This is a genomic window from Cupriavidus sp. 2TAF22, assembly GCF_052115045.1.
In the GTDB taxonomy this organism is placed as follows: Bacteria; Pseudomonadota; Gammaproteobacteria; order Burkholderiales; family Burkholderiaceae; genus Cupriavidus.
Genome location: NZ_JBFRFX010000009.1, coordinates 26,442 through 44,466 on the forward strand (window position 1 = coordinate 26,442; position 18,025 = coordinate 44,466).

Annotated in this window: 15 protein-coding genes and 1 pseudogene; 11 read left to right on the forward strand and 5 right to left on the reverse strand. The window is 64.7% G+C overall.

Annotation, left to right across the window (positions count from 1 at the left end):
• The first annotated feature begins 18 nt into the window (after positions 1 to 18).
• From aspT to AB4Z48_RS12895, 6 genes are all read left to right on the forward strand, one after another.
• The gene (aspT, locus tag AB4Z48_RS12870) at positions 19 to 1,707 is read left to right on the forward strand and encodes an aspartate-alanine antiporter (RefSeq protein WP_441614404.1); all 1,689 of its coding nucleotides are present in this window, start codon (positions 19 to 21) and stop codon (positions 1,705 to 1,707) included.
• 7 nt (positions 1,708 to 1,714) lie between these two features.
• Complete coding sequence (locus AB4Z48_RS12875) at positions 1,715 to 2,047, forward strand: hypothetical protein (RefSeq protein WP_441614406.1); 333 nt, start codon at positions 1,715 to 1,717, stop codon at positions 2,045 to 2,047.
• Positions 2,048 to 2,109: 62 nt separating this feature from the next.
• The gene (locus AB4Z48_RS12880; RefSeq protein WP_441614408.1) at positions 2,110 to 3,726 is read left to right on the forward strand and encodes a bifunctional aspartate transaminase/aspartate 4-decarboxylase; all 1,617 of its coding nucleotides are present in this window, start codon (positions 2,110 to 2,112) and stop codon (positions 3,724 to 3,726) included.
• Between the two features lie 584 nt (positions 3,727 to 4,310).
• Complete coding sequence (locus AB4Z48_RS12885) at positions 4,311 to 5,642, forward strand: MFS transporter (protein WP_441614410.1); 1,332 nt, start codon at positions 4,311 to 4,313, stop codon at positions 5,640 to 5,642.
• 25 nt (positions 5,643 to 5,667) lie between these two features.
• Entirely contained in the window at positions 5,668 to 6,234 is a 567-nt protein-coding gene (locus AB4Z48_RS12890) for an RBBP9/YdeN family alpha/beta hydrolase (RefSeq protein WP_441614412.1), read from the forward strand.
• Between the two features lie 133 nt (positions 6,235 to 6,367).
• Entirely contained in the window at positions 6,368 to 7,528 is a 1,161-nt protein-coding gene (locus AB4Z48_RS12895) for a porin (protein WP_441614414.1), read from the forward strand.
• A 318-nt stretch (positions 7,529 to 7,846) separates the two neighbouring features.
• Here AB4Z48_RS12895 and phaZ read toward each other — a convergent pair.
• From phaZ to AB4Z48_RS12910, 3 genes and pseudogenes are all read right to left on the reverse strand, one after another.
• Positions 7,847 to 8,593 (reverse strand): annotated as a pseudogene (phaZ, locus tag AB4Z48_RS12900) (poly(3-hydroxyalkanoate) depolymerase); the annotation flags it as partial.
• Between the two features lie 371 nt (positions 8,594 to 8,964).
• Complete coding sequence (locus AB4Z48_RS12905) at positions 8,965 to 10,683, reverse strand: alpha/beta fold hydrolase (RefSeq protein ID WP_441614416.1); 1,719 nt, start codon at positions 10,681 to 10,683, stop codon at positions 8,965 to 8,967.
• 11 nt (positions 10,684 to 10,694) lie between these two features.
• On the reverse strand, positions 10,695 to 11,159 hold the full coding sequence (locus AB4Z48_RS12910) for a MaoC family dehydratase (protein ID WP_441614737.1): 465 nt from the start codon (positions 11,157 to 11,159) through the stop codon (positions 10,695 to 10,697).
• Positions 11,160 to 11,263: 104 nt separating this feature from the next.
• On the opposite strand from AB4Z48_RS12910, the gene AB4Z48_RS12915 reads away from it, so the two are divergent.
• Positions 11,264 to 11,674: a hypothetical protein gene (locus tag AB4Z48_RS12915; RefSeq protein WP_441614418.1), complete on the forward strand. Its 411-nt coding sequence runs from the start codon at positions 11,264 to 11,266 to the stop codon at positions 11,672 to 11,674.
• Here the strand turns inward: AB4Z48_RS12915 and AB4Z48_RS12920 are convergent.
• Positions 11,656 to 12,702: an AraC family transcriptional regulator gene (locus tag AB4Z48_RS12920; protein WP_441614420.1), complete on the reverse strand. Its 1,047-nt coding sequence runs from the start codon at positions 12,700 to 12,702 to the stop codon at positions 11,656 to 11,658. The genes AB4Z48_RS12915 and AB4Z48_RS12920 overlap by 19 nt on opposite strands.
• A gap of 136 nt (positions 12,703 to 12,838) precedes the next feature.
• Positions 12,839 to 13,942, reverse strand: coding sequence for an AI-2E family transporter (locus AB4Z48_RS12925; RefSeq protein WP_441614422.1), 1,104 nt, complete (start codon positions 13,940 to 13,942; stop codon positions 12,839 to 12,841).
• An 833-nt stretch (positions 13,943 to 14,775) separates the two neighbouring features.
• Between AB4Z48_RS12925 and AB4Z48_RS12930 the strand changes: the two genes are divergently transcribed.
• The 4 genes from AB4Z48_RS12930 to AB4Z48_RS12945 all read left to right on the forward strand — a co-directional run bounded on the left by AB4Z48_RS12930 (position 14,776) and on the right by AB4Z48_RS12945 (position 17,990).
• Positions 14,776 to 15,831 carry a 3-keto-5-aminohexanoate cleavage protein gene (locus AB4Z48_RS12930; RefSeq protein ID WP_441614424.1) on the forward strand — a complete coding sequence of 352 codons (1,056 nt, stop codon included), beginning with the start codon at positions 14,776 to 14,778 and terminating at the stop codon, positions 15,829 to 15,831.
• 85 nt (positions 15,832 to 15,916) lie between these two features.
• Positions 15,917 to 16,120: a DUF1289 domain-containing protein gene (locus tag AB4Z48_RS12935; protein WP_441614426.1), complete on the forward strand. Its 204-nt coding sequence runs from the start codon at positions 15,917 to 15,919 to the stop codon at positions 16,118 to 16,120.
• 61 nt (positions 16,121 to 16,181) lie between these two features.
• A complete protein-coding gene (locus AB4Z48_RS12940) occupies positions 16,182 to 16,880 on the forward strand; it encodes a DsbA family oxidoreductase (RefSeq protein ID WP_441614428.1) in 699 nt (232 codons plus the stop codon).
• A 132-nt stretch (positions 16,881 to 17,012) separates the two neighbouring features.
• Positions 17,013 to 17,990, forward strand: coding sequence for a Bug family tripartite tricarboxylate transporter substrate binding protein (locus tag AB4Z48_RS12945; protein ID WP_441614430.1), 978 nt, complete (start codon positions 17,013 to 17,015; stop codon positions 17,988 to 17,990).
• The last annotated feature ends 35 nt before the right edge of the window (positions 17,991 to 18,025 follow it).

An 18,025-nucleotide genomic window follows, 5' to 3' on the forward strand; every position in this document is an offset into this window, starting at 1 on the left:
AAAAGCGGGAGAAACGCCATGTCCTGGTTCGTGACAACGCTCAGAGCCTATCCGGAAATCGCCATTTTCCTTGCGCTGGGGATCGGATACTGGATTGGCGGGAAAAGCTTCAAGGGCTTCAGCCTGGGCGCCGTCACCTCGACGCTGCTTGTGTCGATTGTCATTGGCATCCTCGGCGTGAAGATTTCCCCCAACGTGAAGTCCGTCTTCTTCCTGATGTTTCTGTTCGCCGTCGGCTATGGCGTAGGTCCGCAGTTCGTACGCGGCATCGCCAAGGATGGGGTGCCACAAGCCATCTTCGCCTTGGTCATGTGTCTGTTGTGCCTGGCCTCCGCCGTCGGCGCGGCGCTGATGGCCGGATACGACCTGGGCTCCGCCGCGGGGCTTTTTGCCGGATCGCAAACGATCTCCGCATCGATGGGCCTCGCCACCGACGCGATCAATCGCCTTGGCTTGCCACCCGACGAGGCAAAACAACTACTCGACAGCATGCCGATCGCATACGCCGTTACCTATATCTTCGGCACTGTCGGCTCGGCGATCATCCTGGCGCAGATCGGCCCGAAGCTTCTGGGCATTGATCTGGTAGCCGCGTGCAAGGACTACGAAAGAGAACTGGGCGCCGGAGCGCCGGGTGAAGCCGGCACGGAATGGCATGAATTCGAATTGCGCGCCTATGCCCTGGCGCCAAACAGCCCTTATATCGGCAGGTCGGTGGGCGAGCTCGAGGCGGGAACCCAGGAGGGCGTGCGAGCCTTTGTCGAACGCATTCGCCGCGGCGGCAAGATCATGGAGGTGGACCTCAGTACCAGGCTCGAGGCCGGCGACGTTGTCGCGATCGGCGGAAAGCGCAATCAGCTGATCGAGCGCCTCGGCCCAAGCGGACGGGAGGTCGAAGACGCGGAACTGCTCGATGTCCGCACCGAGGGCGTCGATATCTACGTCACCAACAAGGAAGTCGATGGTCGTCCTTTGCAGGACCTGGCCCGCTGGCCGGGCGCGCGCGGCGTGTTCCTCAAGAAGATCAAGCGCGGGCCGACCGAAACCGTGATCCCGGTGCTGCCCAAGACGAAGCTCTATCGGGGCGACGTGATCACGGTGGTCGGTCGCACACAGGATATCAACGCGACCGCGAAGCAACTTGGCTATATCGATCGGCCCACGTCGGTCACGGACGTGGCATTCATGTCACTCGCGATCACGGTTGGCGCGCTGATCGGCGCGGTCGTCCTGAAGATAGCGGGGGTTCCGATCACCCTATCCACGGCGGGTGGCGCGCTGATCGCCGGCATTATCTTCGGGTGGTACAGAGCCATACATCCGACCTTTGGCCGCATCCCGGAGCCGACCGTCTGGTTCATGAACTCCGTCGGGCTCAATGTCTTCATCGCCGTGGTGGGAATCTCCGCCGGCCCCGGCTTTGTCGCCGGCCTGCAAAAGCTTGGGATCAGTCTTTTCCTTTGGGGCATCTTTGCAACGGCGGTGCCGCTGATCATTGGCATGCTGCTCGCCAAGTTCGTGTTCCGCTTTCATCCCGCCATCCTGCTCGGCGCGTGCGCTGGCGCGCGGACCACCACGGCTGCACTGGGCATGATCTGCGAAGCGGCACAGAGCCAGGTTCCGGGTCTTGGCTACACCGTCACCTACGCCGTAGGCAATACGTTCCTGACGATATGGGGCATGGTGATGATCATGATTCTCGCGTGAGCGCACCATGAAGAACCTGCTCGCGACCCTGACGATCGGCGCCATCCTGTCCGTCTCGGGTTGTACCTACTATGGCTATCCGGCCACCACCGCGCCCGCGAACTACGACCGCTCGTTCTTCGCGGCGGCGGACGCCTTGCGTGAACAGGGTGTGGCGATCAACGTGCAGGACCAGGCAAGCGGGACGGTCGCGGGCCTGCGCGATGGCACCAGTGTGAGCGCCAGCGTGCGGCAACAGCCCGACGGCAGCGTGCGGGTGCAGTTCAACGCCAGCGATGCGCGCGATCCCGGACTACTCGACCGCGTCTCGCGCAGCTACGACCGCCGGATGGGCCGCTGATCCCGCGTTTGCATCGATTCGCAAGTCTTTTTTGCCACGTACCATTTTTGGAGGAATGCGCCATGAGCAAGCCAGATCCGTCGAAGTTAGCGAATCTCTCGCCTTTTGAACTCAAGGACGAATTGATCAAGCTGGCTGGAAGCGTCTCGAACCGGTTGATGCTCAACGCCGGACGCGGCAACCCCAATTTCCTTGCAACCGTTCCGCGCCATGGCTTCTGGCAGCTTGGCCTGTTTGCCATGACCGAATCCGAACGGTCCTTCTCTTACCTTTCGGAAGGTGTCGGGGGTTTTCCGCGCAGGGCTGGTATCGAGGAGCGCTTCGATCTCTTCGCGCGATATCACCGCGACACGCCGGGAGTGAAGTTCCTGACCGGCGCCGTCTCGTTCGTGCGAGACCAGCTCGGCCTGGATGGGGGCGACTTCCTCTATGAAATGTGCGAAGGCATCCTGGCCTGCAACTATCCGGTGCCGGACCGGATGCTCAGGATCAGCGAAAAAATCGTCAAGCAATACCTGCGCAAGGAAATGATCGGCGCGCATCCCTTCCTGGGCGATTTCGACTTGTACGCGGTCGAGGGCGGTACTGCCGCCATGACATATCTGTTCAATTCGATGCGGGCCAACCGGCTACTTAAGGCGGGTGACAAGATTGCATTGGGCATGCCCATATTCACGCCATATATCGAAATTCCGGAGCTGAAGGAATATGACCTGACCGAGCTCACGATCGACGCCGATCCGGCGGCTGGCTGGCAATACCCCAAGAAGGAACTGGACAAGCTGCGCGATCCGGACGTAAAGGCTTTTTTCCTGGTGAACCCGAGCAATCCGCCTTCCGTCCGAATGAGCGACGAGGGTCTTGAGTATCTCGCTTCCATCGTCAAGGAGCGGCCGGATCTGATCATCCTGACCGACGACGTGTATGGCACCTTTGCCGACAACTTCGTGTCGCTGTTTGCCATGTGCCCAAAGAACACCATCCTGGTGTACTCCTTCTCGAAATACTTTGGCGCGACCGGCTGGCGACTGGGCGTCATCGCCACCCACAAGTCGAATCTGTTCGACGAGAAGATAGCGGAATTGCCGAAGGCGGAACGCCAGGAGCTGAACCACCGCTATGCCTCCATCACCACGGAACCCGACAAGTTGCTGTTTATCGATCGTATCGTGGCCGACAGCCGCACCGTGGCGCTCAATCACACGGCGGGCCTCTCCACTCCGCAACAAGTGCAGATGGTGCTGTTCTCCCTGTTCTCCCTGATGGATTCGTCGGACAACTACAAGGACGCCATGAAGCGGCTGATCCGCAGCCGCAAGGCCGCCTTGTATCGCGGAATGGGCGTCGCCCCCGAGCCGGTGGATTCGAACGTCGTCGACTATTACACGCTGCTCGATGTCGAGCAGCAAAGCAGGGAAGTCGGCGAGGATTTCGTCAAATGGCTGCTTGATACCGTCGAGCCGCACGAATTGTTGTTCCGGCTAGCCGAGGAAGCCGGCGTGGTGCTGCTGCCCGGAAAGGGATTCGGTACGCGCCACCCATCGGGACGGGTTTCGCTGGCCAACCTGAACCAGGAAGACTATGTGAAGATCGGTCGTTGCGTTCGCAAGCTGCGCGACGAGTACCTGGAGCGCTACAGGAAGTCCGGCGGGAAGGCGGAGAAGGGCAAGAAGAAGTAGACAGACCGGCCGGATGACGTTGATAGCGCCGCGGCCCCCCCGGTGCCGGCCATGTCGRCCGGGCTGCCGGGAACGGCCGCGGCGCGGACATGGTGAGCTGGCACGGGTGTCGCACGAGCCGACGGGTTGCATCCGGCACATCATCCATTCGGCCATGTCGCCCGCGGTGCCCCGCAAAGAACCGGCAGCCCGGTCGTGCGGTCATGCAACGACCAGCGAACACCCGGAGGCAACTCCCGACGGCGGCGCAGCCCGGTACGCCGGCAACCCGCCCGTCAACTTCGTAGCAGGCATCCCCGGTTTGCGCCGCGAGGCAGCGGCAGGCACATGAGACGGGTCGCCGAATGCGGTAGCGAGAACGCACAGTCCATCCGCTTGCGTAAGGCCCGAGCCAAGCGCCTCAGGTTTTCCCTGACTGTCCCAGGATGCAAAATTGATGTCCCGGATCATCAAACCGTGTGCAACTGATCCTAGATACTTGTCATCAGTTGCGACCGGACGCTGGCAGGTGCCGTGGAAGGAAGCGTCGACTCACCGGCCCAGACCGCCGGGAGTGCAGTCAAAGTCTTCCATCAGAGGCATTTATGCTTGGACAACGTTCCACACATTCCATCATGGCAGTAAATCCGGTCAGGCCAGCCGGGACGCATCCCTACTCGTGGGTGGTCTTCGCACTGGGCTTTGGCCTGCTGCTGTCAGACTACATGTCCCGCCAGGTGCTCAATGCAGTATTTCCGCTGCTGAAGAACGAATGGGCACTGACCGACACAGAGCTGGGGGCACTCGGCGGCGTTGTTGCGCTGATGGTGGGCGTGCTGACCTTGCCGCTGTCGGTCCTGGCCGACCGCTGGGGCCGCGTCAAGAGCCTCACGCTGATGGCGGCCCTGTGGAGCCTCGCCACGCTCGGCTGCGCGGTGGCGACAAACTTCGGCGAGATGTTCATCGCCCGCATGTGCGTGGGCATCGGCGAAGCCGCCTACGGCAGCGTGGGCATTGCCATGGTGCTGTCGGTGTTCCCCCGTCGCCTGCGATCCAGCCTGAGCGCCGCGTTCATCGCGGGCGGCCCGTTCGGGTCGGTTTTGGGGATGGCACTGGGCGGCGCCCTCTCCGCCCACCTCGGGTGGCGCTGGGCGTTTGCCAGCATGGCCATCTTCGGCCTGGTGCTGGTCGCACTGTTTCGCGTCGTGGTGACCGAGCCGCGCCTGAAGGCGCAGCGCGAACTGATCGGCGAGGACAAGGGCGACGAGGCGGCACCCAAGCGCCTGGCATTGCGGCCCCTGGTTTCCGCCCTGTTTTCGGCGCCTTCGATTCTTTGTGCCTATGTCGGCAGCGCCATGCAGTTGCTCGTCACAGGTGCGCTGCTTGCGTGGATGCCAAGCTACCTGTCGCGCTACTACGGCATGGCCACGGACCGCGCAAGCCTGACGGCCGCCGCCTTCGTGCTGGCCGCCGGCGCCGGCATGATTGTCTGCGGCGCGCTGACCGACTGGGTTGCCCGCAACGCCCCCACCCGCAAGTGGCTGATGGCCATTGCCTACAGCACCACCAGCTGCGCACTGCTCCTGGCCGCCTTCCACACGCCCCCCGGCGCGGCGCAAATGGTCCTGATCTGTGCCGGCATGTTGCTGGTCGGCGGTACGGCCGGACCGGCAAGCGCCGTGGTGGCCAACCTGACGCATCCAAGCATTCACGCGACAGCCTTCGCCACGCTCACGCTGGCCAACAACCTGCTGGGCCTGGCACCCGGGCCTTTTGTGACGGGCGTCATCGCCGACAGGATCGGTCTGCTCGGCGCCCTGCAGATCATTCCGCTGGCCGGGCTGTGCGCCACCTTGGCATTCGCGATCGGGCGCAAGTACTACGCCAACGACCTGCGTCGCATTCAAAGCCAGCGCGCCGCGCAGGCGCGGCCCTGACCTCTCCACCCCCCACCCTTTCATAATGATTGACCCCAACACCACAATCCTGATGGTGCCTGGTCTGCGCGACCATGTGCCGGAACACTGGCAGACGCTGCTCCAGGCGCAACTGCCGAATGCCCGCTCGGTGCCCCCGCTGGAACACGACAAGCTGAGCTGCGCGGCGCGCGTCGCGGAGCTGGACGCAGCGATTGCCGAGATCGACGGGCCGGTGGTCCTGGTGGCCCACAGCGCAGGCGTGATCATCACCGTGCACTGGGCCGCGCAGCACCAGCGTCCGATCCAGGCTGCGCTGCTGGCGGCGCCACCGGACTTCGATCACCCGCTGCCACCGGGGTACCCGGATCCGGCGGCCCTGGCACAGAACGGCTGGCTGCCTACGCCAGCGCAGCTCCTGCCCTTCCCCAGCATCGTCGGGGCGAGCCGCAATGATCCGCTGGCGAAGTTCGAACGGGTCGCCGGGATGGCCCGCGCGTGGGGCAGCCGGCTGGTTGACCTTGGCCACGTGGGTCACCTCAATCCCGCCGCCGGATACGGGCCGTGGCCACGCGCCACGGAATTGCTGGCGGCGTTGACGCCTGCCAGCTAGAGTGGAAGATAGGTCACGCTCCGGCGCTCGCGTTCGAACGTGGCCGCAAGAGAAAGTAGCACCCAAAGCAAATCCGTCTGTCAACGGAAAAATCGGACGCCGTAACCCGGTGAAAGAAAGAAGAGGAGACCAAATGAAATTGAAGAACATTGCCATCGCATCGCTGCTGGTGTGCTCAGGGGGCGCATATGCGCAGTCCAGCGTCACACTCTATGGCGTCGTCGACGCCAACATCGAATACGTCAACCACGTCGGCGCGGTACCCACGGCGGCCAACCAGTTCAATCGCGGCCCGTCCAATGACGTCTACCGCATGGATTCGGGCGGACTGTCCGGCTCGCGCTGGGGCCTGCGCGGCGTCGAAGACCTTGGCGGTGGCCTCAAGGCAGTGTTCGTCCTGGAAAGCGGCTTCAGCCTGGATACCGGCAATGCGCTGCAGAGCGGCCGCCTGTTCGGCCGCCAGGCCTTCGTGGGCGTGCAAAGCAGTTTTGGCCAGTTCACGCTTGGCCGCCAGTACACCTCGATCTTCGAGGCGCTCGCCAACTACTCGCCGACCGCTTATGCCACGCAGTACGAGCCGGTCGTTCTGCAGTCGGGCGCCAATTTCCGCGAGGACAACACCGTCAAGTACACCGGCCAGTTCGGTCCGGTGAAGGCGCTGGCCCACTGGTCGTTCGGCACGGGCGTGGCCCTGCCCGCGACAGTCGGCGTGGCGACGCCCATCGGCGGCAACGGCGAAGTGCCGGGCCAGTTCCGGCGCGACACCGCCTACGGTGCCGCCGCGGCGTACGAGGCCGGCCCGTTTGGCGTCACCCTCGGCTACGACCAGTGGAATCCGACCATCGGCACCGGCAGCGGCACGCTGAAGAAGGCCGTGGTCGGCGCAAGCTACACCTACGGCACGGCCAGGTTCATGGGCGGGTATCGCTGGGGCCAGAACAAGAATGCGGCAGGCTCCGTGATCCAGCGCGACGACTATTACTGGATCGGGGCGAACTACCAGGTCACGCCTGCCGTGGGGCTCACGCTCGAGTACAACTACGACGACGTCAAGAGCCTGTTCGGCAGTACGCAGACAGCCAACCCCTGGCAGATCGCCTTCGTCGCGAACTATTCGCTGTCCAAGCGTACCGACGTCTACGTGACCACCGCGTTCGCCAAGAACGCCGGCCTGATGCTCGAATCGCTGGCTACCACCTACGCCAACAGCCTTTCACTGGGCAACAGCTATGCGCTGGCCAACGGGCAGAGCACGATGATCGGCGCGGCCGTAGGCCTGCGCCACAAGTTCTGACCGGACCGCATCCGGCGGGAAATGACTGGAAATGGCGGGCGATGGCGGAAAATGGCGGGCCGGCATCCGGCCCGCCATCGCCACGCCAGCCCGCACGAATGGTGCTCGTTACGGCCGCCAGGGGATCACCCTGTGCGGCCGTTTTTTTCGGGCATCGCGCGGGATTGCGGGATCGCGGGCTTTGTCATGGCATTGCAGGATCGGGAGGGGCGGCACGGCACGCGCGGCCCGAAGGCGCTTCTTTCGTGCGGCGGACAAGGGGCAGCGCAGGCAGCGGCCCCTTCAAAGGGGCGCCCGGGAAGCCGGGCACCCGCGGCGTCAGGCTTGAGGCTGACGCAGGAAGCGCAGCACCACCTGTGCCGCTTCACCGACGCGTGTCAGGAGGAAGAGGTGGCCGTCCTCGAATACATGGAGTCCGGCCTGGCGAATGCGCGAAGCAAGGATCCTGGCATTGACCAGGGGCACGATCGGGTCGTCGGAGCCGTGCATGACCAGCGTGGGCTGTTCCAGGGCACCGAGCCACAACAGGCTGCTCCATCCCCAGGCCGCCAGCAACTGGTAGACATAGCCGCGGCCGCGCGGCGGTTGCATATGGCGGCCGTGCTCTTCCAGCAAGCCGGGGTCGTCGCGGAAGGCGCCGCCATAGATATCGGCGCCCACGCGGCGCAGGTAGTCCGGATCAGAGTAGCGGCGTACCCCGATCATCTTCGAGAGGACCGACACGCTTCCCGGCACCATGATCACGCCCGGCGAGGTCGCCGCCAGCACAAGGCGCCGGCAACGCTGCGGATAGAGATGCGCGAACTCCTGCGCAAGCGCCCCGCCCCAGGAGACACCGAGCGTATCGACCTGTCCTTCGTAGCCGAGATGGCTGAGGAGCTTGTCGGCGATCACGCACAGGCTGGAAAGGCGATAGGGAAGCAAGGGCGCGGGGGAACCGCCCGCGCCGGGCACGTCGAAGATGATCACTTCGGTACCGTCGAGCGCGTCCACGAACGGCTCGACGAGTTCGAGGTTGGCGCCGATGCCGTTGAAAATAAGCAGCGGCGGCCCGGCATCGCTGCCGCAGGCCGCTCACCGCCTTGTTCACGGTGCGCGGCAGCAGCTCGGTCACGCGGACCGCGGAGGCCTCGGCGCCATCGGCCTGCTTCGTCGTGCCGAGCGACTGCAGATCGGCCGCGGTCCCGCACAGGTACTCCGCCTGCAGGCGGACCAGCGACTGCAGGCCCGACAGCACCGTGAGATTGACGCTGGCCAGCGCCTCGATGTCCTTGCGACGGGACTCCAGGATCGCCACCGGGTTGAGGCGGTTCTGCTTGACGAATTCGAGCAGCTTCTTGTGCGGGGCGAACGTGTTCGCGGTGTTGGTCGATTCCATTGTCATGGTCTCCATTCAGGTTGCGTTAAAAAACTCATGGACTGCGGCGTGCCGCGCGTCAGGCTTCCATCACATAGCGTCCGGGCGCTGCGCCGCACGGCGCATGGCGTGCGTTACCCGGCGCCGCGGGTGCCTTGCACTTCGGCCCGGACCGCTGCTTCAGCCACTGGCTCCAGTGGCTCCACCACGAATCGGGCGTGGATTCGGCGCCGGCCAGCCAGGCCTCGGGATCGGTCGTACTGTCGCTGTTCGCGAAGAACTTCGCCTTCGGGTTGCCGGGCGGGTTGATCAGGCTTTGAATGTGGCCGCTCGAACTGAGAACGAATTCGGTCTGTCCGCCGAAGGCGCGCGCCGACCGGAACACGCCCTGCCACGGGGTGATATGGTCGGTTACACCGGCCACCACGAATTTGTCGCACTCGACCTCGGACAGGTCGATGGGGGCGCCCAGCACATTCAGCGCCCCTGGCGTCGCGAGCAGGTTGTCAGAGAGGATGTCGAGCAACTGGCAGTGAAACCCCGCCGGCAGTCGCGTGGTGTCGTTGTTCCAGTACAGGACGTCGAACGCCGGCGGAGCCTTGCCCAGCAGGTAGTTGTTCACCCAGTAGTTCCACACCAGATCGTTGGGCCGCATCCATGCGAACACCCGCCCCAGTTCCTCGCCGTCGAGCACGCCGCTGGCCCGGCTGCTTTGCCGTGCCATCGTGACAGCTTCCGGCGTGGCGAACAGGCCGAGCTGTGACTGCTCGTCCAGGCCGAAGACGGACACCATCAGCGTGGCGGCATTCACCAGTTTCTCGCCACGGCTGGCGCAATAGCCCATCAGCGCCGCCATCGTCATCGCGCCGGCGCAGGCGCCATGCAGGTTCACATCGTCGCTACCGGTGATATCGCGGATCGCATGGATGGCTTCGATCAGCGCCGTCACGTAGGTGTCGAGGTCCCATTCACGCTGCGCCACGGTCGGGTTGCGCCAGCTCACCATGAAGACCTGGAATTCCTGCTTGAGCAGGTACTCGACGATGCTCTTGCCCGGAGCGAGGTCGAACACATAGAACTTGTTGACCTGCGGCGGCACGATGAGCTGCGGGCGCGCGTGCACCTTGGCCGTGACTGGTGTGTACTGGATCAGTTCGAGCACTTCATTGCGAAAGACCACCGTGCCCGGCGTCGTCGCCAGGTCCCGGCCAACACGAAACGCGCTCTTGTCGACCTGGGACGGCATGCCCTGGTTGGTCAGGGTGTCGGTCAGCAGGTTGGTCATGCCGGACAGCAGGCTGAGACCGCCCGACTCGAACGTCTCCCTCAGCGCAGCCGGGTTGCCCAGCACCGTATTGGTCGGCGCCAGCGCGTCGAACACGAGCGACGTGAAGAACTGCGCCCTCTCCTTGCTGCGCGCGTCCATGACGGAGCGGCTGACAAAGCCGGTCATGGCATCGCGCCAGGCAAGATAGCCCTGCAACGGCATACGGTACAGCGGGTTGTCGTGCCATTCCGAATCCGCGAATCGACGGTCGCGCGCTGGCGGGGGAGAAGCCGTGCCGTCCAGCACGCTCAGCAGGTCATGCGCCAGCTGCGTCTGCTGTTCCAGCAGCAGCGCGGGCTCCTGGACGCATTGCGCGCCGATCTGCTGGGCGGTGGAGACCAGGTCCTCCGGGCGCAAGCCCACGAAAGGATTGGGGCTGGCCACAGCCAGGCCGCCGTTGTCGGGCAGGACCTGCGGGGTGACCTTCGCCGGCTTCCTGGCTTTGCTTGTGCGCGCTTTCGTCGTTGTCATCGCATCTCTCCTCAGGCAACCAGCAGTGCCAGCGATTCGGCGACCAGGGCCGGCTTGGCCTGGCCTTCGATCTCCATCGTGTTTTCCGTGCGCAGCATGACGCGGCCCTCGCCTTTGTCCTCCGCCGCCAGCAGCCTCACGCGATTGCGCACGCGGGCACCCGCCTTCACCGGCGCCAGGAAGCGCGTCTTCTCCAGCCCGCAGTTCACCGCGGCCTTGGCATCGCCGGGGACGATACCCATGCGGGTGATCTGGCCGCCCAGCAGGGAGAGCGTGAGGAAGCCGTGCGCGACGGTGCCGCCAAAGGGGCTCTCCCGGCCCGCCCGGTCCACGTCCACGTGAATCCACTGGCGGTCTTCCGTGCAGTCCGCAAATGCATCAATGCGCGCCTGATCCACTTCGACCCACTCCGATACGCCCAACTCCTGGCCGACGAACGCGCCAAGCGTCGCCATGCTGTAACCATCGATTGCCATGTTGTCTCTCTCCACCTTCTCTAAATCTGCCCTGACTTCGTCAGAACGTTGCATCGTTTCGGGGCCACGAATCCATGCCCGCGGGGCGCGCCAGGCGCCAGGACATGGCCGGCAAGGAATTCTGCGGTTGCGACCCTGGCGCCGTAGAACGCCTCGTCTTCGCCGTGCATCTCAACTGCAGCGATGTGCGCCCGCGGCTGGTTGGTTTGCTGCACTGCGACATCGATGGGGTGATCGTAATATCGGGCAGCGCGAAGGCGATTACCGGAACCGGCCCTTTCACTGACAAATCCCGCCGTTTTCAGCCGCAATGCGCGGCGCCCGGGCGCCAGATGCCGCTAGCGCCTCCCGAGGTGGCAGGATTTGTCAGTCGACGGCCAGCCTTGCCAATCGGCGCCAATGGCCGACAGTGGCCGACAGTGGCCGAGAAAGTGGCCGAGAAAGTGGCCGAGAAAGTGACCGAGAAAGTGACCGAAAGTGGCCGGCAATGGGCGGGTCAGAGGGTGCGGCGGTAGGCGTTTGGCGTGCTGCCAGTCCAGTGCCGGAAGGCGCGATGGAAGGCGGTGGGATTGTCGAAGCCTACGTCGTAGGCAATTTCGGCGATGGTGTCTTCGGAGCGCGTCAGGCGCTGGATCGCAATATCGCGCCGCACCTCATCCTTGATGGCCTGGAACGTCGTGCCCTCGGCCGACAGGCGCCGGCACAAGGTGCGCACCGAGTGGTGGAGCGCCTGCGCGACAGCGTCGACGGTGGGCGACGCGGGCAGGCATTCGGCCAGGTGCTGACGCACGCGGTGACAGGTCAGCTGCTCAGCGAAGGCGACGAAAATCCAGTCTTCGGGCGCGCGCGCGAGAAATGTCTCGAGGTCCGGCTTGCGTTGCCTGACCGGCAGGTCAAGGTAAGCCGCATCGAAGCTGATCTGCGTGTGCGCGCAGTCAAAGCGCACCGGGCCCGGAAACAGGTAGAGGTGATCGCTGCTCTGCGGCGGAATCGGAAAAGCGAACTCCGCACCGTTGAGCGGGATCCGCTGGCGGATGAGCCACGAGGCCATTCCATGCACCAGTTTCAGCATCAGTTCGCAGCCAATCACGCTGACGCCGGGGCCAGCCGGGTTCGCCACCAGCTCGACATATCCAGCCGCGCCTTCGCGCCGCGACGCCAGGCGGAATTCGTCCAGGACCAGATGGAGGAACTGGCCAAAGCGATGCAGCGCCACCTCCAGCCTTGGCGCGTCGAGCAGGCTGAGACCGAGAAACTTCAGCACGCCGTTGCGCAGTGGGCGGCTGAAAATGCCCGGCATTTCATCGTCGAGTTCCATCGCCAGCCTGCGATAGAGCGTGGCGAACTGTTCCTGGGTCACCCGTGCGCCGGGTTCGCGCAGCAGCTCGTGCGCGATCCCGGACTGCTCGGCAAGCCGCCCGATAGCGGCCGGATCCGCGCCCGACAGGAAGGCGTTGACGACGGAAATGGGGACGGTAGCGGACAGGCCTGTCAAATGGGGGGCGCAGGCAGTGAATGCCGGTCGGGGATGGTGACGGTACATTCTGGCACAGGTGCGCTGCAATGAGAGCGTGGCCCGGTGCCAGGCCTTCGCCTGCCCGCTGCACCACGCCCGCCATTGCGCGACACCGCGCGAGCCACGAGACCAATCCAGGGCGAAATGGGCGTGCCTGGCCGCCTCAGACCGGCTTCTGGTCGCCCGGCTCGCCGGTATGCGGCTGGTCCTCGACCCATTGCCAGAACAGCTGGTAGCCCACCGCGAGCACCACCGGGCCAATAAACAGGCCGATGATGCCGCCGGTAACCATGCCGCCCAGCGCGCCGATCAGCACCACCGCCATCGGCGCGTCGACGCCGCGGCCCAGCAGCAGGGGCTTGAGCACGTTGTCGACCAGGCCCGCGATGAAGACATAGACGGAGAAGGTAATGGCGGCCACGGTGGGACCCTCGGTGGAAAAAACGTAGAGGATCACGGGGATGGTAATCAGCGTGACCGGCAACTGCATGGTCGCGAGCAGCAGCACCGCCAGGGCCAGCAGGCCGGCGGCGGGAATACCCTTGATCACGAAGGCCACGCCAATCAGCAGCATCTGAACGAAGGCAATGCCTACCACGCCCTGGGCTACCGCGCGAATGGTGGCGGTGCACAGCACGGCGATGCGCGAGCCCCGGTCCGGGCCGAAGATGCGCGAGGCAATCTGCACGGCGCTGCGGCTACCCTGCTCGCCATGCGCCATGAAAATGCCCGCGATGATCAGGGCGAAGACAAAGATCAGGAAACCCTCGCCGAGGCCTGCAAGCATGCCCAGCAGCGCGAGGCTGACGTCCTTGAGCTGAGGCGCGACCTTCTGCAACAGACCGGTCAGGTCGGTGGCGGCGTGCTGCCAGAGGGCATAGAGTCGCTCCCCCACCACCGGCCAGCCCGCGACCGACTCGGCCGGCGGCGGAATATGGAATTTCCCGCTCTTGACGATGTCCATGGCATGGCTCACCGAATCGGCCATGGTCGTGCCCAGCATGTAGGTGGGAACCATGATGATGCCGATGGCAACCAGGACGATCAGCGTGGCGGTGCGGCCGTCTTTGTTGCCGAGCTTGCGCCTGAGGCTTATCTGCAGCGGATAAAGGGTGACCGCCAGGATCAGTGACCAGACGATGAGATTCAGGAACGGGCGGAATATCTGGAAGCAGAAGATCGCCAGAACGGCGATCATCCCGGCACGGATCAGTACATCGAGCAAGCCACGGGACAGGGCCTTCTCGGAAATGGGCGTGGGCAACATCCGCTGTCTCCTTGCAGGTCGCTGCAAAGGTATCGCATGGGTAAGCCGTGCCACGGCTTCTTGTCCGCGCCGCCGGGGCATGTCCAGGCAGCCCGATACGTCCAGGTTCGTGCACCGGGGAGCCACGACGGATCGAGGCATGACGCCCGGACTACGGTGATGTCCATCCACGCAACGCACGCCACGCTCAATCCTGATGCCAGTGCGTTCGCCAGACGATGTTAAAGATAGGTCCTATATTCGGTGAATTCCAGTCTAGGCCAGCAGGAAAGCAGGGACAACCTCGAAGGGTACGCCCCAAAGACATAGCCACGGCCCCATGGCGCCGCTTACCGGCGCCCCCTTGTGGTAGCCGCGGTCCGGGTCCGTGCCGCTCGCCAAGGCTTGCTCCCGGTTCGATGCCACGTCGGCGGGGCGATCACGTGAGAATTCGCGATTAAAGAAATGAACGCGCTCTGGCGCGGTCAACGGCGTTCGTGCCGTAGTCACCAGTGGTGCGATGCGCCGGCGCGACATCGTGGAATGGCTGTTCGAACGCGGCGCGGTTGTGCTTCACGCTATCGCAAACACCTCGCCGGTCGCGAGATTCTCCGGCTGGCACGATTTCACTGAAGTGGCCCGGAAGTAGCGGGCAAGACTGGCACGGCGAAGGGGAGCAGGCCAGCGGATATCGCGTTTTCCCTGACTGTCCCGAGATGTAAATTGAGTGTCCCATATTGTCAAATTGTTCCCGGCCGTTGTCCGATACTTCCGTTACCGAAGGCCATTTCATATGAATCAGTTCCGCCGCTGCGCAGCAGCGCCGGCAGACACCAGATACCAGGAGCACACTCATGCAATTCCTCGACGATTCCCTGCACCCCGAAAACATGGACAAAGTAGTCATCACCGTGGCCCCGTACGGTCCCGAGTGGATGCCGGCGGATTTCCCGGATGACATTCCGGTGACGATGGAAGAACAGGTCCAGAAGGCCGTCGATTGCTACAACGCCGGCGCCACCGTGCTGCACCTGCACGTGCGCGAACTGGACGGCAAGGGCTCCAAGCGCCTGTCCAAGTTCAACGAACTGATCGCCGGCGTGCGCGCCGCGGTGCCCGACATGATCATCCAGGTGGGCGGCTCGATCTCCTTCGCGCCGGAAGACGACGGCCAGGCCGCCAAGTGGCTGTCGGACGACACCCGCCACATGCTGGCTGACCTGGACCCGAAGCCGGACCAGGTGACCGTGGCGATCAACACCACGCAGATGAACATCATGGAGTTGCTGTACCCCGCATACCTGAAGGGTACGTCGCTCGAGCACCCGGCCTACCAGCAGGCCTACCGCGAAATGACGGTGCCGGCCGGCCCGGGCTGGGTGGAAGAGCACCTGCGCCGCCTGAGCGCCTCCGGGATCCAGCCGCACTTCCAGCTCACCGGCATCCACGCCATGGAAACGCTGGAGCGCATGGTGCGCGCCGGCCTCTACAAGGGCCCGCTGAACCTGACCTGGATCGGCATCGGCGGCGGCTTTGACGGCCCCAACCCGTTCAACTTCTTCAACTTCGTCCACCGCGCGCCGGACGGTTGCACCCTGACCGCGGAATCGCTGCTGAAGAACGTGCTGCCGTTCAACATGATGGCCATGAGCATGGGCCTGCATCCGCGTTGCGGCATCGAAGACACCATCATCGACCAGCACGGCAACCGCATGACCTCGGTGCAGCAGATCGAGCAATGCGTGCGCGTGGCCAAGGAGCTGGGCCGCGAGATCGCCTCGGGCAAGGAAGCCCGCGAGATCTATCGCATCGGCACCTGGTACGACAGCGCCGAGGAAACCCTGGCCGCCCACGGCATGGCGCCGAACCGCAAGGCCGGCCAGAAGAACCTGCCCCTGCGCGCGGCCTGACGCGCGAAGCACTGGCCGCAGGCGCAAAGCCTGCGGCCAGTCCGTTGCCCGCGCCCGGCGCGCCCCACCTAGCCTCATCGAAATCATGAACCCGTCCCCATCCGTCGCGAATCCGTGCATCAACATCTGCCGCATGGACCATGCGGGCAGGCACTGCCAGGGTTGCGGCAGGACGCCGCTGGAAATCGGCTGCTGGGAGCGGATGACCGAAGCCCAGCGCGCCGAAGTGATGGCCTTGCTGCCGGCGCGCCTGCCCTGGCGCAGCGGGCAGGCCTTGCCCACCCCCTGATCCTGAACTGCCTGCCGCGGCCTGCATCGGGCACGCCGGCCGGCGTCATCAAGCCGCCGCCATGAACAATCCGTCCACGCTCTCGGTCGAGGCCTATTTCGACCTGATCTGCCCCTGGTGCCTGATCGGAAAAAAGCACCTGGAAAACGCCATTGGCCTGCTCGGGCGTGAGCGCCCGGACGTTACCGTGCACGTGGAATGGCGCTCCTACCCGCTGATCCCCGCCACGCCTCCGGCCGGCTTGCCCTACCGTGATTTCTACGTGAACCGCCTGGGCAGCCCCGAGGCCGTGGCGTCACGGCAGGCGCAGGTCCGTGCCGCCGCGCGCGAGGCCGGCCTCACGCTGGCGCTGGACCGTATCGAGATCTTCCCGAACACCTTGCTGGCCCATCGCCTGGTACGCCTTGCCAGGCAGCAGGCAGGTGCCGAAGCGGCATCCGCCCTGATCGATAACCTGTTCACGCGCTACTTCATCCGCGCGGCGAACATCGGTGATCCCGTCGTGCTGCGACAGGCCGCGACAGAATGCGGCATCCGCATGCCGGACCAGGGCGCTGCCCCCGGGCACCATGACCTGGACTGGCTGCCGTCACTGCACGCCCCGGCGGATCCGCCCTTGCGCAGCGGGCTCGGCGTTCCGCACTTTGTCTTCAACGGCACCCACAGCGTGTCTGGCTCGCGGCTTCCCGACGCGTTGCTGGAAGCCATGCTGCGGGCGCTGGCGCGCGCGAAGCAACGCGCCACCCTGGCTGCCACCTGAACCCCTTCGCGAAGGCGGAATTTCATCCGCCGGCGCCTCGCTTTCCCGCATGATCCCGTGTACCGCCCCCGACAAGGGAAGACTGGCACGGCTTTCCATATTCCATATCCCATATCCATAACGGAGACAGACATGCCCAACCGCCCCGCCCTCTTTCGCGTGCGCCACGCCGCCGTAGCCGCCGTGCTGGCCCTGTCCGTGCCGGCGGCGATGGCGTGGACCAACAAGCCTGTGCGCATGCTGGTGCCGGCCCCGGCCGGCGGCACCATGGACGTGATCGCCCGCCTGCTGGCCGACCAGCTCTCGGCGGACCTGGGCCAGCCCGTGGTGGTCGACAACAAGCCAGGCGCCGGCGGCGGCATCGCCATCAACGCCTTGCTGGCGGCGCCACCCGACGGCCAGACCATCATGGTGACGGCCACCAACGTGCTGACCGAAGTGCCGCATGTGCTCAAGACGCCGTACAACACCATGAAGGACATCCAGCCGCTGGCCGCGGTCGCAAGATCGCGCCTGCTGCTGGTTGGCGCGCCATCCCTGCCTGCCAGGGACTTCAAGAGCCTGGTCGGCTACGTGCATGCCAACCCCGGCAAGCTGAGCTTTGCCTCCTACAGCGCCGGCACGGCGTCTCACTATGCCGGCGTGATCATGAACCAGAAGGCCGGGCTGGACCTGCAGCATGTGCCTTTTGCGGGCTCCGGGCCGGCGCTGGTCCAGGTGATGGGCGGCCAGATCCCGCTCATGTACGACGGCATGGTGACGTCGTTGCCGATGATCAAGGCCGGCAAACTGCAGGCCTATGCGGTTGCCTCCAAGAGCCGCTCGCCACTGCTGCCGCAAGTGCCCACCTTCGCCGAACTGGGTTATCCGGATGTGGAGTTCAGCAACTGGGTGGGCGTGATTGCCTCGGCCCGCGTTCCGGCCGAGATGGCGCAAAAGATCCAGGCAGCCACCTACAAGGCGGCCGCCACGCCAAAGCTGCAGGAACGGATGCAGGCCCTGAGCTATGAGCCGATGGCTGCGCAGACGCTGCCGCAGCTCAGCCAGTCGCTGCATGAAGAGTTCGAGCGCAATGCGGGGATTGTGAAGGCCTTCAATATCCAGCCCTGACTGCGGCAGCCCTCCGGCTCGCTTGTACGACGCGC

Coding starts and splice junctions, on each gene's coding strand:
- aspT (WP_441614404.1), top strand. CDS start 19: ATGTCCTGGTTCGTGACAACGCTCAGAGCCTATCCGGAAATCGCCATT.
- AB4Z48_RS12875 (WP_441614406.1), top strand. CDS start 1,715: ATGAAGAACCTGCTCGCGACCCTGACGATCGGCGCCATCCTGTCCGTC.
- AB4Z48_RS12880 (WP_441614408.1), top strand. CDS start 2,110: ATGAGCAAGCCAGATCCGTCGAAGTTAGCGAATCTCTCGCCTTTTGAA.
- AB4Z48_RS12885 (WP_441614410.1), top strand. CDS start 4,311: ATGCTTGGACAACGTTCCACACATTCCATCATGGCAGTAAATCCGGTC.
- AB4Z48_RS12890 (WP_441614412.1), top strand. CDS start 5,668: ATGATTGACCCCAACACCACAATCCTGATGGTGCCTGGTCTGCGCGAC.
- AB4Z48_RS12895 (WP_441614414.1), top strand. CDS start 6,368: ATGAAATTGAAGAACATTGCCATCGCATCGCTGCTGGTGTGCTCAGGG.
- AB4Z48_RS12905 (WP_441614416.1), bottom strand. CDS start 10,683: ATGACAACGACGAAAGCGCGCACAAGCAAAGCCAGGAAGCCGGCGAAG.
- AB4Z48_RS12910 (WP_441614737.1), bottom strand. CDS start 11,159: ATGGCAATCGATGGTTACAGCATGGCGACGCTTGGCGCGTTCGTCGGC.
- AB4Z48_RS12915 (WP_441614418.1), top strand. CDS start 11,264: ATGGCCGGCAAGGAATTCTGCGGTTGCGACCCTGGCGCCGTAGAACGC.
- AB4Z48_RS12920 (WP_441614420.1), bottom strand. CDS start 12,702: ATGTACCGTCACCATCCCCGACCGGCATTCACTGCCTGCGCCCCCCAT.
- AB4Z48_RS12925 (WP_441614422.1), bottom strand. CDS start 13,942: ATGTTGCCCACGCCCATTTCCGAGAAGGCCCTGTCCCGTGGCTTGCTC.
- AB4Z48_RS12930 (WP_441614424.1), top strand. CDS start 14,776: ATGCAATTCCTCGACGATTCCCTGCACCCCGAAAACATGGACAAAGTA.
- AB4Z48_RS12935 (WP_441614426.1), top strand. CDS start 15,917: ATGAACCCGTCCCCATCCGTCGCGAATCCGTGCATCAACATCTGCCGC.
- AB4Z48_RS12940 (WP_441614428.1), top strand. CDS start 16,182: ATGAACAATCCGTCCACGCTCTCGGTCGAGGCCTATTTCGACCTGATC.
- AB4Z48_RS12945 (WP_441614430.1), top strand. CDS start 17,013: ATGCCCAACCGCCCCGCCCTCTTTCGCGTGCGCCACGCCGCCGTAGCC.